The 14,086-nt window shown below is 71.9% G+C and carries 11 protein-coding genes; 6 read left to right on the top strand and 5 right to left on the bottom strand.

What is annotated here, in order from left to right; genetic code table 11:
* Positions 1-10: 10 nt before the first annotated feature.
* The 4 genes from mtrB (at position 11) to hpf (ending at position 5,172) form a co-directional block, all read left to right on the top strand.
* Positions 11-1,765: an MtrAB system histidine kinase MtrB gene (mtrB, locus tag ACPXBU_RS12320; protein WP_425758133.1), complete on the top strand. Its 1,755-nt coding sequence runs from the start codon at positions 11-13 to the stop codon at positions 1,763-1,765.
* A complete protein-coding gene (locus ACPXBU_RS12315) occupies positions 1,762-3,576 on the top strand; it encodes an LpqB family beta-propeller domain-containing protein (protein WP_425758132.1) in 1,815 nt (604 codons plus the stop codon). Before mtrB ends, ACPXBU_RS12315 begins: the two co-directional genes overlap by 4 nt.
* A 12-nt stretch (positions 3,577-3,588) precedes the next feature.
* A complete protein-coding gene (locus ACPXBU_RS12310; protein ID WP_393366691.1) occupies positions 3,589-4,293 on the top strand; it encodes a ComF family protein in 705 nt (234 codons plus the stop codon).
* Positions 4,294-4,536: 243 nt separating this feature from the next.
* Positions 4,537-5,172: a ribosome hibernation-promoting factor, HPF/YfiA family gene (gene hpf, locus ACPXBU_RS12305; RefSeq protein ID WP_393366693.1), complete on the top strand. Its 636-nt coding sequence runs from the start codon at positions 4,537-4,539 to the stop codon at positions 5,170-5,172.
* Between the two features lie 92 nt (positions 5,173-5,264).
* Here hpf and ACPXBU_RS12300 read toward each other — a convergent pair whose 3' ends face one another.
* Both ACPXBU_RS12300 and ACPXBU_RS12295 read right to left on the bottom strand, forming a co-directional pair.
* Positions 5,265-6,380, bottom strand: a complete 1,116-nt coding sequence (locus ACPXBU_RS12300; protein WP_425758131.1) for a GNAT family N-acetyltransferase — start codon at positions 6,378-6,380, stop codon at positions 5,265-5,267.
* The gene (locus ACPXBU_RS12295; RefSeq protein WP_425758130.1) at positions 6,380-7,531 is read right to left on the bottom strand and encodes a GNAT family N-acetyltransferase; all 1,152 of its coding nucleotides are present in this window, start codon (positions 7,529-7,531) and stop codon (positions 6,380-6,382) included. The genes ACPXBU_RS12300 and ACPXBU_RS12295 overlap by 1 nt, the downstream gene beginning before the upstream one ends.
* A 168-nt stretch (positions 7,532-7,699) precedes the next feature.
* Between ACPXBU_RS12295 and secA the strand changes: the two genes are divergently transcribed.
* A complete protein-coding gene (gene secA / locus ACPXBU_RS12290) occupies positions 7,700-10,627 on the top strand; it encodes a preprotein translocase subunit SecA (protein WP_393366698.1) in 2,928 nt (975 codons plus the stop codon).
* Between the two features lie 165 nt (positions 10,628-10,792).
* On the opposite strand, the gene ACPXBU_RS12285 is transcribed toward secA, so the two are convergent.
* Complete coding sequence (locus ACPXBU_RS12285) at positions 10,793-11,428, bottom strand: Rv3235 family protein (protein ID WP_425758129.1); 636 nt, start codon at positions 11,426-11,428, stop codon at positions 10,793-10,795.
* A 241-nt stretch (positions 11,429-11,669) separates the two neighbouring features.
* On the bottom strand, positions 11,670-11,897 hold the full coding sequence (locus tag ACPXBU_RS12280) for a helix-turn-helix domain-containing protein (protein ID WP_393366701.1): 228 nt from the start codon (positions 11,895-11,897) through the stop codon (positions 11,670-11,672).
* Positions 11,898-12,115: 218 nt separating this feature from the next.
* Here ACPXBU_RS12280 and ACPXBU_RS12275 point away from each other — a divergent pair, with 218 nt between their 5' ends.
* Positions 12,116-12,625, top strand: a complete 510-nt coding sequence (locus tag ACPXBU_RS12275) for a DUF6912 family protein (protein ID WP_425758128.1) — start codon at positions 12,116-12,118, stop codon at positions 12,623-12,625.
* 73 nt (positions 12,626-12,698) lie between these two features.
* Here ACPXBU_RS12275 and ACPXBU_RS12270 read toward each other — a convergent pair whose 3' ends face one another.
* Positions 12,699-13,805: a hypothetical protein gene (locus ACPXBU_RS12270; RefSeq protein ID WP_425758127.1), complete on the bottom strand. Its 1,107-nt coding sequence runs from the start codon at positions 13,803-13,805 to the stop codon at positions 12,699-12,701.
* Between the last annotated feature and the right edge of the window lie 281 nt (positions 13,806-14,086).

Here is a 14,086-nt window from a genome sequence, read left to right as displayed (position 1 = left end):
TGGTCGCACTGTGTCGACCTCGCCCCCGCACTCCCCGAGCACGGCTGCCCGCCGGCCCAGCGCCGGTGGGGAGATCTGGCGCGCGGTGAGCGGCCGGGTCGCCCGGGTGGTGGCCCGCGTGCACCAGACCTGGCGGCGCTCGCTGCAGGTCCGGGTCGTGACCATCACGCTGGTCGCGTCCAGCCTGCTGGTCGGCGGGTTCGCGTTCCTGATCGCTGACAAGATCACCACGATCCTGCTCGACAACGCCCGCAGCGACGTCCGACAGCGGGTGATCACCGGTGCCAGCTACGCCGCCAAACAGGTCTCCCTCTACGGTCAGCCGCAGGAGGCGCAGCTCCAGGAGACCATCGACGGCACCGTCAACTACCTGGCCGGCGGTGACCCCCAGCAGACCAGCGGGGTGGTGGTGGCGATCACGGCCGACGGCTACCACAACGACATCCAGACCCGCACCGCGCCATCGGCGAACGTCCAGGCGCTCATCAGCCCGGAGCTGCGGGCCGCGATCGCCGACGGCAAGGTGGCCAGCCAGATCCGCACCGGACGGCTCACCGGCCAGCCCACCAAATACCTGGTGTACGGCTCACCGGTGCCCACCCGCTTCGGCCAGATCGAGCTCTACTATCTGGTGCCGTTGAGCCGGCAGGACGACACCGCCGCCGACGCCCGAGCCACGGTCGTGGCCACCGGGGTCGCCCTGGTGATCCTGCTCGGGCTGCTCGCGGCGCTTGTCACCCGGTTGGTCGTCAACCCGGTCCGGGTCGCCGCACGGACCGCCCAGCGGCTCTCCGCCGGCCTGCTCGACCAGCGGATGGTGGTCAACGGTGAGGACGACCTCGCCCTGCTCGCCGCCTCCTTCAACCAGATGGCCACAAACCTGCAACGGCAGATCCTGCGCCTGGAGGAGATGTCCCGACTGCAGCGCCGGTTCACCTCCGACGTCTCGCACGAGCTGCGTACCCCGCTGACCACGGTACGGATGGCCGCTGACCTGATCTTCGCCGAGCGCGACGAGTTCGACCCGGCGGTGGCCCGCAGCGCCGAGCTGCTCCAGGCCGAGTTGGACCGCTTCGAGGAGTTGCTCACCGACCTGTTGGAGATCAGCCGCTTCGACGCGGGCTTCGCCATGCTGGACTCCGAGCCGACCGACCTGGTGCCGGTGGTGCACCGGGTGGTGGACCGGCTGGCTGGCCTGGCCGAGCGGGTGGGCGTACCCATCGAACTCGACCTGCCGGGCACGCCGGTGATCGCCGAGGTCGACCCGCGCCGGGTCGAGCGGGTGTTGCGTAACCTGGTCGGCAACGCCGTCGAGCACGGCGAGGCCCGACCGGTGCTGATCACCCTCGGCGCGGACGAGACCGCGGTGGCGATCACCGTCCGCGACCGTGGCGTGGGGCTCAAGCCGGGCGAGGAGAAGTTGGTGTTCAACAGGTTCTGGCGAGCCGACCCGTCCCGGGCCCGGCAGACCGGGGGCACCGGGCTGGGCCTGTCGATCAGCCTGGAGGACGCCCGCCTGCACGGCGGCTGGCTGGAGGCGTGGGGCGCTCCCGGGCAGGGCGCGCAGTTCCGGCTCACGCTGCCGGCCCGTGCGGGGGACCGGCTGACCACCTCGCCGCTGCGACTGGTGCCGGCCGACGCCGCACTGCCGTTCGGTGGCCCTCGCGACGGTGGTCAGTTGGCCATCGGGCCCGGCACCGGCGGGGCACTGGCGATCGACCCGGCGCCGACCGGGGACGGACAGCGGGCGGAGGTGCGTTCATGAGACGGTCGACTCGGGTCGCGGCGCTCGGTGTGGTGGTGCTGCTGGGCGGTGGGTGCGGCATCCCGGCGGCGTCCGACGTGCGGGTGGACGGCAAGGGCGGGGCCGCGACGGAGGCCGGTGTGGTCAACGGTCCCGGCAGTGACCCGCCGACGCGAACGGCCAGTGGCAGCGTCAACGAGGCGTTCGTCCGCAACTTCCTGTCCGCCGCCGCCGGGGAGCCGGACCGGGCGTACGAGCGGGTCAAGGCGTTCATCGCCCCGGAGAACAAGTCCCGCCTGCAGGAGAAGAAGGGCAGCGAGGTCGCGCTCAACGTGGTCCGGCTGGGGGACGCGGTCTACACCCTCAACAGCGACTCGACCACCACCGTGAAGATCAGCGTGCAGCAGATCGGCGTGCTGCGGGCCAACGGCACCCTGGCACCGCCGGTGGCGACCGAGACGGAGTACGAGTTCGGCATCCGCAGCGCGGCGTTCACCGGCGGCGTCAACGACGAGCGTGCCGGGTTGTACATCTTCGACCCGCCGAACGTGCTGCTGCTCAGCGACGTGGCCCTTCGTCGCTACTACCAGGAGGAGTCGATCTACTTCTGGAGTTCGGACCGCACCCGCCTCGTGCCCGACCAGCGCTACCGGCCGCTCGCGGTGCCGGATGAGCGCCGGGTCAACGAGGTGGTGAAGTGGCTTGTCGGTGGCCCCTCCGACTGGTTGCGCCCGGGTGTCGTCGGGCTGCCCGACCGCACCGAGCTGATCAACAACGCCACCGGCGGCAACGGCCGGTGGGAGGTCAACCTGGACATGTCCGGCGACGACCAGAACGGCATCGACCAGTTGATCACGCAGATCGCCTGGTCGTTGGGGGACCTGCCGGGTGCGCTGGAGCTGAAGATCCGCAACAACTCGCTGCCCGTGCAGGACCTGAGCGAGCGACGCAACTCCGACCAGCTCTACCTCAACGCCGAGAGCCCGCAGCGGTTCGGCGTGTACGAGGGCGCCATCCATCCGCTCGACTTCGGCAGCGAACTCAGCGGCGCCGTGCCGCTGGCGCCCGAGGCCAACCGCAACATCGTCTCCGCCGACCTGGCGGTGGCCAAGGGGCAGCGCATCCTCGCCGCGATGGTGGTCACCGGCAGCAGCGACGGCCGACGCCGCCTCGCGGTGGGCGCGGGTGCCGCGCCGATCGCCGGCCTCAACCGCAGCACGTCCGAATACTCGTTGATGAGCCGTCCGGTCTGGTTGCGTACTGTCGACGGACGTCCCGGCCGTGGCCTGGTCGTCGCCGACGGGCAGCTCTACCGCTTCGACGAGGCGGCGCGGATGTACCAGGTGCCCCTCAACCTGCCCGCCGACGTCACCGCGGTGGCTGCCGCGTTGGACGGCCAGCGGGTCGCGCTGATCGCCGGTGGCCGGCTGTACGTCGCCGCGGTGAACCCGGATGGCGGCGGCGTCTCCATCGGCCCGCCCCGGCAGGTGGCCACCTCGCTGACCGCCCTCACCGCCGTCGACTGGGGCAGCGAGGACCAACTGGTGGTGGCGGGGTCCGTCCGTCAGCCGGCGATCTACGAGATCAGCGTCGACGGCGCGCTGGAGACGCCGCTGCGGACCGACCTCGGTGCCAAGGTCAACCACCTGACGGCCTATCCCACGAATCGCACCGTACGGGTGCCCAGCGGGGCCTACATGTACGAGGCGAACGGGGTGGCCTACCGCAGCAGCCCCTTCGAACGGATCGAGCCCGGCCGCGTACGCGACATCGCCCCGGTCCCGGCCGGTGTGCGCCCGAGCAACCCGTCGGCGCCGTTCTTCCTCTACTGACCCGGTGACCTGGTGACCGGCCTCTGGGCGGACCTCGCCGACCTGGTGTTGCCCGCCACCTGCGCGGGTTGTCGGGAGCGCCGGCCCGGCCTGCGCCACGGCGTCTGTCCGGCCTGCGTGGCGGCTCTGGGCGCGCTGCGCCCAGGGGTGGTCCGTCCGACGCCCGCGCCGCCGGGCCTGCCGTCCTGCGTCGCCCTCGGTCCCTACGCCGGCCCGCTGCGCGAGGCTCTGCTGGCGTACAAGGAACACGGCCGGCACGGTCTGGCCCGTCCGCTCGGCGCGCTGCTCGCCGAGGCTGTCGCGGCGGCGGTCGGCGTGGCTCGTCCCGTGGCGCTGGTCCCGGTCCCGGACACGGCGGCGGCGGCCCGATCCCGGTACGGGGACCACCTGGACCGGTTGGCCCGGCACTGCGCGGCCCGGCTCGACCAGGGCGGCTGGACGGCGCGTGTGCATCGGCCGCTGCGGGCGCTGCCCCGGCCCGACTCGCTCAGCCTGGACAGCGCCGGACGCGCGGCTGCGGCCGAGGCCGCCTTCCGACCGCGCGCCACGGCGAGCCGGGGTCGTGCCGCCGGCGCGGCACCGGTCGTGGTGCTGCTCGACGACATCGTCACCACAGGCGTGACCCTGGCCGCCGCGACCCGGGTGCTGAGCGCCACCGGATGGGTGCCGAGTGTCGCCGTGGTGCTCGCGGCGACCCAAAAAAGACACCACTTGTAACAGAGTGTGTTTCCGTTTCACCCATTGGTGTATGAGCTGCGAAAAATCCTGGGCAGTCTCGGCAACTAGGGGTGACTGCCGGGCGAACAGGAGTTAGCGTTTCGCTGTCGGGGGTAGGAGGTCGTTCCACCACCCTCGGCGGTGAGAGGAGGCGTAGCCGTACCAGCCGGTCGACGCCAGCGGGTCCCCCACGGCGCGCGACCGGGTTGCCGGATCGAAGACCATCCGAACAAGGGAGGTCACGTGGACATCGTGGTCAAGGGCCGAAACGTCGAAGTGCCGGACCATTACCGGGTACACGTAGCCGAGAAACTCGCAAAGATCGAACGCTACGATCACAAACTGATTCGCGTCGATGTCGAGCTGTTCCACGAGCGCAATCCGCGCCAGGCCGAGCACTGCCAGCGGGTGGAGATCACCTGCGTTTCCAGGGGCCCGGTGATGCGGGCCGAGGCCTGCACGAACGACTTCTACAGCGCACTCGACGCGGCTATCGCGAAACTCGACACCCGGCTGCGCCGTGCGGCCGACCGCCGCCGCGTACACCGGGGTCGGCACGCGCCGATCTCCGTCGCCGAGGCCACCGCGGGCCTGCCGGTCGCCGACCTGGGCACCAGCGTGCTGAGCGCGCCGCTCGACGGTGCCCGCGCCGGCACCGCCGTCGCGGAGCGGGTCGAGGAAGAGCACGACGACCAGCCGTGGCACATCGCCCGGGAGAAGGTGCACCCGGCGGAGCCGATGACCATCGACGACGCGCTGTTCGAGATGGAACTGGTCGGCCACGACTTCTACCTGTTCCAGGACAAGGAGTCCGGCCGTCCGAGCGTCGTCTACCGCCGGCACGCGTACGACTACGGCATCATCTCCCTCGACACCTGACCACCAGCCGACCCGCGATCACGGGGTTGTGGTGGGCGTCCCCACCGCAGCCCCGTGATCCACGCCCGTGTTCAGCGCCGGTCGGCCGCTCGTCAGCGCCGCCGGTCGGCCGCGAGCAGCGCGAAGGTCAGGTCGTCCAGGCGGGCGCCGGCCAACCCGGGCAGCCGGCCGCGCTGCAGTGCCTCACGCCGGAACCCCACCCGCTCCAACACGCGGTGCGACGCGGTGTTGTCCGGCACCGTGCCGGCGGTCAGCCGGGCGATCCCCACCGGCCCGAACGCCCAGTCCGCCAGCAGTTGGACCGCCCGGGTCGCGTACCCCCGGCCGCGCCAGTCGGGCAGCAAGGCGTAGCCGACCGACGCCTCGCCGGCCGCCACGTCGGTGTACGACAGCCCGCAACTGCCCACCGGCTCCCCGCTGGCCACGTCCGTGATCAGTAGTCGGGCGATCTCCCCGGTCAGCCACCCGCTCTCCGCGAGACGACACCGTCGCCCGATCGCCTCCCGCGTCGGCGGCACGGGCGGCGCCTGGTTCGCCACCACCTCGGGTCGGCTGTGCAGCCGGTACATCAGGTCGGCGTCGTCCGGCGCGAGCCGGCGCAGACTCACCACCTGGTCGGTGAGCACCCCGCCGGGCAGGTCGGGCAGCAGCCGAGCGACCGGTCCGGGTGGGTCGTCGGCGAGGCGTACCCAGGCCAGCAGGTCGTGGCGACTCCCCGCGCGGCCCGACCCGGCCGACCGGCGCGAACCCTCGTGGCGGAAGGCGGCGGCCAGCGCGACCCGCTGGCTCGGGCCGTTCTCGGGGTCGGTCAGCAGCTCCAGTCGAGCCGTGCCGGTGGCGAACGCGTGCTCGCTCAGCGCGCGGGTGGCCGCGGCGGCCAGTCCGCGCCCACGCGCCGCCGGCCGCAGCCAGTAGCCGATCTCGGCCTGGCCCCGCGCGGGCACCGGGTTGTTCAGCCCCACCGCGCCGAGCAGCCGGTCGGTGGCCGGGTCCGCGACGGCGTACGCCGCGCCGCCGCCGGTCCAGGCCGCCGGGACGCCGACGTCGATCCACCACCGGGCGTCGGTCCGGGTGTACGGCGTGGGCAGGTTCGACACGAAGCGTTGGGTCAGTGGGTCCGCGCAGCCGTCGACCACGTCGGCGGTGTCCTCGGCCCGAAAGGGACGCAGCCGTACGCCGTGCGCCTCGACGACCTGCCGCAGGGTCATCAGCCCAGCTCCCTGGCGAGCAGCGCGGCCACCCATGCGTCGACCCGTTCGCCCCGGTGCTGCACCCCGCCGCGGGCGGTCCCCTCGAACGTGAAGCCCGCCTTCTCGGCGACCCGCCGGGAGGCGGTGTTTCCCACGTTCGCCTTCCACTCGATCCGGGCCAGGCCCAGCGTGGTGCAGCCCCAGGTGCTGATCGCGACGAGCGCGGCCGGCAGGTACCCCCGGCCACGGAACGCCGGGGCGGTCATGAAGCCGACGTCGGCCACCAGGGCGTCGCTGGGGGAGAGCCGCAGGTCGATCGTGCCCGCGTACCTGTCGTCCGGGTCGGCGACCACGAAGCAGGCGGCCTCGCCCCGAGCCCAGGTGGACTCGGCGTAGACCTGGAACCCCTGTGCGTCGGCCTGCTCGTACGGGTCCGGCACTGTCGTCCAGCGGATGGTCTCCGGGTCCCGGCAGGTCTGTACGACGGCATCCAGGTCCTGCTCCTCAAGCGGCCGGATCCGCAGCTCGACGGCCCCGGCGGTGGCGAACAGGGTGGGCTGTGGGCGGCCGAAGACCGCGGCACGCCGGGCGGCGAGGGTGCCGGGACCGGCCGGCCCGGTCTCCCCGGGGGCGGGCACCTCGCCGGGCAGCAACGAGCCGATCCAGCCGTCCGCGTCGGACCGCGTCGCCGGGTTGGCCAGCCGCAGCCGGCCGTCGATCCGGAAACCGGCCCGGAGGGCGACCAACCGGGAGGCGTGGTTGCCCACCTCGGCCTGCCAGATCAGCCGGCGCAGCCCGAGGGTGTCGAAGGACCAGCGGGCGACCGCCCGGATGGCCCGGACCGTCACGCCCCGGCCGCGCGCCCACGGGGCGGTCCAGTAACCGATCTCGCCGGTGCCGCCCCGTTCGATGGAGACCAGCCCGCACGAGCCGAGCAGCTCACCCGTCGCCGGGTCGCAGACCGCGAACGGCGCTCCGGTGCCCTCCGCCCAGGCCGTCTCGCTCATCTCGGTGACGAAGCCGAGGGCGTGTTCGGGCCGGTAGGGGCGTGGCACAGTTGTCCAGTACTGAATGTCCGGATCCTGGCACGCCCGGTGTACCGCGTCGGCGTCGGTGCCGCGCCAGGGTCGCAGCAGCACGCCGTCCTCGATGATCTCCACGGGCTCCACCCGAGCATCGTGCCGCACCGTTCGCCGACGGCGTAACCGGATAACGTTCGAGAGGTGCGCAGGACGCGAGTTATGTCGGGTTCGGCGGAGTCGACCACCGCCACCAGTGACCATCGCGCCGATGGAGCGCCTACGATGGTTCGAGACTGTCTAGGGGAGCGTTGATCCGTGTCGATTCTGGAAAAGGTCCTTAACGCGGGCGAGGGCCGCATGGTGCGCCGGCTCAAGGCCATCGCCAATGCCGTCACCTCGATCGAGGACGACTACGTCAACCTCACCGACGAGGAACTGGCCGGCATGACCGAACAGTTCCGCGAGCGGCTCGCCGACGGGGAGACCCTCGACGACCTGCTGCCGGAGGCGTTCGCGGTGGCCCGCGAGGCGGCCGCCCGGGTGCTCGGCCAGCGGCCGTACGACGTCCAGGTGATGGGCGGCGCGGCGCTGCACTTCGGCAACATCGCCGAGATGAAGACCGGTGAGGGCAAGACGCTGACCTCGGTCATGGCCGTCTACCTCAACGCGCTGTCCGGCAAGGGCGTGCACGTGATCACGGTCAACGACTACCTCGCCCAGCGTGACGCGGCGTGGATGGGTCGGGTGCACGAGTTCCTCGGGCTGACCGTCGGCGTGGTGCTGCCCAACCGGCCGGCCACCGAGCACAAGGCCGCCTACGAGTGCGACATCACCTACGGCACCAACAACGAGTTCGGCTTCGACTACCTGCGCGACAACATGGCGTGGTCGAAGGAAGAGCTGGTGCAGCGCGGCCACAACTTCGCCGTGGTCGACGAGGTCGACTCCATCCTGATCGACGAGGCCCGCACCCCGCTGATCATCTCCGGCCCGGCCGAGCACTCGGCCCGCTGGTACGGCGAGTTCGCCGGAGTGGTGGCCCGGCTCCAGCCCGGCACCGACGGCGAGGGCGACTACGAGGTCGACCACTCCAAGCGCACCATCGCGGTGACCGAGCGGGGCGTCGCCAAGGTCGAGGACCGGCTCGGCATCGACAACCTGTACGAGTCGGTGAACACGCCGCTGGTCGGCTACCTCAACAACGCCATCAAGGCCAAGGAGCTCTACAAGCGCGACAAGGACTACATCGTCAGCGACGGCGAGGTCCTGATCGTCGACGAGTTCACCGGTCGCATCCTGCACGGCCGTCGCTACAACGAGGGCATGCACCAGGCGATCGAGGCCAAGGAGGGGGTGGAGATCAAGCAGGAGAACCAGACTCTTGCCACCATCACCCTGCAGAACTACTTCCGCCTCTACGAGAAGCTGTCCGGGATGACCGGTACGGCGCAGACCGAGGCGAGCGAGTTCAACAAGGTCTACAAGGTCGGCGTCGTGACGATCCCGACCCACCGCCCGATGGTTCGCGAGGACCGGCCGGACGTCATCTACAAGACGGAGAAGGCCAAGTTCAACGCCGTCATCGAGGACATCGCCGAGCGGCACCAGCTGGGCCAGCCGGTGCTGGTGGGCACCGTCTCGGTGGAAAACTCCGAGATCCTCTCCCAGCTGCTGCGCCGCCGTGGCATTCCGCACAACGTGCTGAACGCCAAGTTCCACGCGCGGGAGGCCGAGATCGTCGCCCAGGCCGGGCGTAAGGGCGCGGTCACCGTGGCCACCAACATGGCCGGCCGCGGCACCGACATCCTCCTCGGCGGCAACGCCGAGTTCCTCGCCGCGAACGAGCTGCGCCAGCGCGGCCTCGACCCGCTGGAAAACGAGGAGGAGTACGCCAAGGCGATGGAGGAGGTCCTTCCCACGTGGAAGCAGGCCTGCGACGCCGAGGCGGACGAGGTCTCCGCCGCCGGTGGCCTCTACGTGCTGGGCACCGAGCGGCACGAGTCCCGGCGGATCGACAACCAGCTGCGCGGTCGCGCCGGCCGGCAGGGTGACCCGGGCGAGTCCCGTTTCTACCTGTCCCTGCAGGACGAGCTGATGCGGCGGTTCCGGGCCGGGGCGGTCGAGGCGGTGATGGAGCGCTTCAACATCCCGGAGGACGTGCCCATCGAGTCGAAGATGGTCACCCGGCAGATCAAGAGCGCCCAGGCTCAGATCGAGGGCCAGAACGCCGAGATCCGCAAGAACGTGCTGAAGTACGACGAGGTGCTCAACAAGCAGCGCCAGGTCGTCTACGCCGAGCGGCTCCGCGTGCTCAACGGCGAGGACCTCTCCGACCAGGTGCGCAACATGATCGACGACACCGTCGAGGCGTACGTGCGGGGTGCCACCTCCGACGGCTACGGCGAGGACTGGGATCTCGAGCAGCTCTGGTCCAGCCTGAAGCAGCTCTACCCGGTCGGCGTGACGATCGAGGAGCTGGAGGAGGAGGCCGGCGGCTCGCGGGCCGGCATGGACGCCGACTTCCTCGTCGCCCGACTCAAGGACGACGCCAACGCCGCGTACGACAGGCGTGAGGAAGAGCTCGGCACCGAGGGGGTGCGTCAGCTCGAGCGGATGGTGCTGCTCCAGGTCATCGACCGCAAGTGGCGCGAGCACCTCTACGAGATGGACTACCTCCAGGAGGGCATCAACCTCCGGGCGTACGCCCAGCGCGACCCGGTGGTGGAATACCAGCGCGAGGGCTTCGACATGTTCGCCACCATGATGGAGGGCATCAAGGAGGAGACGGTCGGCTTCCTCTACAACATCGACGTCCAGGTGACCGAGCCGGAGCCGGAGGCAGGGGCCGACGAGGTCGCGCTTCTCGACAAGCCGGTCGAGATCCGGGCCAAGGGCCTCAACCAGGCGCCGCGGCGGCAGGGCCTGCAATACTCCGCGCCCACCATCGACGGCGAGGCCAGCCCCGGCGCTCCCGTGATCGAGCAGGCCGAGCAGCAGGCCCCGGCACTCGGTGTGGGCCGACCGGCCCCGGGCGCTCCGGCGGCACCGGGCCGGACCGCCCCGTCCGCCCCGCAGCGTCCGGCCGCCGGGCTCCGCGGCCCGGCCGTTCCGTCGGCCGCCTCCCGTCGACCGGCAGCGAACCAGGCCGAGGCGAGCAACGGCCCGTCCCGCAACGCGCCGTGCCCGTGTGGCTCGGGCCGCAAGTACAAGCGCTGCCACGGTGCCCCCAACGGCGGCAACTGACCGACCCGACAGCACCTGACCGACGGGTCCCGGCCGACCAGGCCGGGACCCGTTCGGCGTCTCCAACCCTCTCGAATGAGGACGCGTGGGGTCGCGCGGTGTGGGCGGTGTGGGTGTCGCGCGGTGTGGGTTCGCGTGGCGTTGGGGTCGCGCGATCGGCTGTGGTCAGAGGATGTGCAGGGCGGTGCAGAGCCAGCGGCCCCGGCGATGCTCCAGCCGGAGTGCCATCGCCCAGCTCCGACCGCCCGCACCGGTGAGGACGGCCGCTGCCTCCACCGCCGCCTCCCGGGGCTCGCAGACACGCAGCCGGAGCAGCCGGGCCAACGGCCGGCCGGCTCGGCGGCGAGGTGACCCCGCCCGCCCGGAGGTGCGGACCGACTCGGTGAGCAACTCACCCGCTCGGGCCAACTCGGTCAGCAGATCATCTGCTCGGACCGGGTCGAGCAGTGCCCGTACCTGCGTCGGCGAACGGTAGCCGTTGATCACTTCCAGGCAACTGCCGACGAACCGGTGGGCGGCTCGGGTGGCTTCCGGGGCGGTCGCCGGCGGTGCCGGCGTGACCGGGTGGGTGGTGGACCGGCTGGGCGCGGCGCGGAGGGCGGCCCGGCGTTGTGCTGGCCGGATCGGGTCTGGGCGGGTCGGGTCTGGGCGGGTCGCGGCGAACAGGTCGAGGGCGAGCTGACCGTGGGTGGGCGCCGGCCAGTATGACCCGTCGATCTCGTCGACGTATGGCGGGTCGACGGGCGGGACGGGGCGCAGTCGCACGGCTGGCCGGGAGGGTCCCTGTCGCGCCTGGCTCATCCTGCCCCCTTGATCTTGCGTTTGCCTTCGTTTGCCTTCGACACCGTCGAGTCTGAATGACAGAGCGGCATCGGTCAATGGCTGGCGGAGCAACCCGCCCGTCGCGCAACCTGATCCACTCGGTTCTGCCAACAACGCGGTGTCCAAGCCGCCGCGACACCCCCAGTTCCGTGATTCGGAGTCGATCACGGCGGCAGACACCCCGGCCTTCCCCGAAGCCTGGTCGACCACGGCGGGCCGGCTACTCCGGCTCGCGGTCAACCAGGGGGTTGCTCTGCACCCAGTCGGCGGTTTCCTGGTATTTGCGAGTTATGTACTCTTCCAGCCGCGCGCGCTCGACGCGCCACTGACCTCGTCCACCAATCTTGATCGCCGGCAGTTCACCGCTGCGCACCATGTGGTAGACCTGCGAGTCCGACACGTTCAGCTCGGTGGCGACGTCGGAGAGCAACAGGAACCGTGGCTCCACAGGAACTCCCGGGGTTGAGGTCGTTTGGCTTAGTTTGCCACCGACAGCCCGGGCGGCCCAGCAGCCTGGCCGGTCCGACGGGAGGTCGACCGCACGGGGACACACCGGGCGGGAGCTTCCACCGGCCGGAGTCGGGGTGTATGACGGTCACGGCGTGCGGCATGATCTGCGCCCGTGCCGGCGGACGCCGGCGCGGGACGAGGCGGGGGAGACGACAGGTGACCGATGAACGTGTCCGGGTGTACGTGCCGGCGACCGTACCGATGCTGGCCCGACTGCGCGCGGAAGGGCTTGTCGCCGAGCAGGCGCACGCCGTGACCCCGGCGCTGCGCGAGTGGTACGCCGAGGGTGACGAGGAGGAGTTGGAGTACGTCGCGTTCACCCGGGCCGCCCAGGAGGCGCTGCACCTGCTCCGGGCCGATCCGACCGCTCCCCGCCGGCGCGTCGTCGTCTCGGTCGACCTGCCGGCGAGCGCGGTCGGGCGGGGCGACGGTGAGTTGGGTTCCAGCACCGTGACGTTGGCCGAGGCCGTGCCGGTGGGTGCCGTCGCGGCCCTGCACGTGGACGGTGCGGACGCGGTCGAGGAGGTCGCCGCGGCGGCCCAGGTGGTGGCCGAGGCGGCAGCCGGCGATCCCGACGCCCAGTTCACCGTCGACGGCGCGGAGGACCACGAGCTGGAGTGGTACGACGTGACGGAGCTGGACCTGCTGCTGCACGCGGCCGGCTGAGCCGCCGCCGGAAACGCCTGCCGCCGCGCCGAACGCCTGCGGGCACGAGCCGGGCGTCATTCCCCGCCCGGTGTCAGCGGGCCGGATCCGCCTTTGCCGGGTCGGCGTCGAACGCCTCGGCCGGGTCGAACGCCTCGGCCGGGTCCGGCTCGTCGTCCTCCGCGTCGGCCTGGTTCGTGACGGTGTCCGGGTTGTCGGCTGGTTCGTCGTCGTCGTCGGTCTGGGCCGGGCCGAGCGTGCGGCCGAACGCGACAAGCGCGGTCAGCGCCCCCACGAACAGCACCCAGATCCCGTTGTCCACCCGCGAGGTGCCCAGCGAGGTCTGCGCCACCGCGTCCGCCTCACTGAGTGCGCTGGCCAGGTCGAGCAGTGACCGGCCGCCGATCCGGATGATCACCTCGGCGAGCAGCAGCAGCAGTCCCGGCCCGGCGCCGGCGAGCAGGTACGCCGGCCAGCGCAGCGCCGGAGCGGCAGGATCGCGGCGAAGCGCCCGGCGCCGCGCCCAGCTCAGGTAACCGAAGGCGAGCAGCCCGGCGAGCAGCCCCGCGACGAGCGACTCGGTGCGGGACACCCACTTGGCCGCGTCGACCACCGACTGTTGGCTGTCGCCGGCCCCGAAGAGGTCGAACAGCGGGTCCCGGGCCTTGCTGAACGCGACCACGAAGACAAGCGTGCCCAGTGCGGCGGTCACTACCGCGCCGACCGCCGGGGCGGTCCGCGCGGCGGCCACCGCGCCACCGATGATCGCGGCGGCGGCGGTGGTGCCGGCGATCACGTTTGTGATCGAGGTGTCGGAGTAGGTGAGGTTGATGGCAATCGCCGCCGCCAGCCCGACGAGCATTCCGCCGCCGATCGCCCCGGCGAAGCGCAGGGTGGCCCAGTCGCCGTACCGGCGGGCCAGCAGGTTGCCGCCGGCCAGCGCGACGGCCGCCCCGCACACGAGCGCGGCCGAGATCACGCCGGGCAGGGCGAACGCGGAGAGACTGATCGCGGTCACCCCGGCCGCCGCCGAGCTGATGGCCTGCCGGGTGGACCAGAGCATGGCGGCCAGCCAGCCGAGGGCCAGCAGCGCGAGCACCGCCGCGCCGGGCGCGGGCAGCGGCCGGCTGCTCGGGCTTGCCGCGGCGGCCGCCGGCTCGTGCGACTCCGCGGCCGGGACGCGGCCGGGCTGCTTGGTCATCGTCTCCCCTTCGAGGCGGCAGGTCACCGACCATTCAGGGTACGCGGCTCCGCTGGGCGTCCCGCCGCCGCGCACGACAGCGACACCGGCGGCCCGACCGGTCCCCGCCGAGGCCCACCCCGGCGCGAAGCGCGGCCGGTGCGAAGCACGGCTCAGCGCGCGGCCCGGCGGTGTAGAGCACCACCCGACGCGGGGTGAGGTGGTGCGCGGGACGCGTGCGGGTTGCCGTATCGAACCCGGTCGGTCGGACGAACGGGGAGGACCGGTCGGTAAGGAGAGGA

Origin of the sequence: Micromonospora sp. DT231, from assembly GCF_049847025.1 — a bacterium.
GTDB lineage: Bacteria > Actinomycetota > Actinomycetes > Mycobacteriales > Micromonosporaceae > Micromonospora.
Note: the sequence above shows the minus strand (reverse complement) of the source record. Positions and strands in the feature narration are given on the sequence as shown.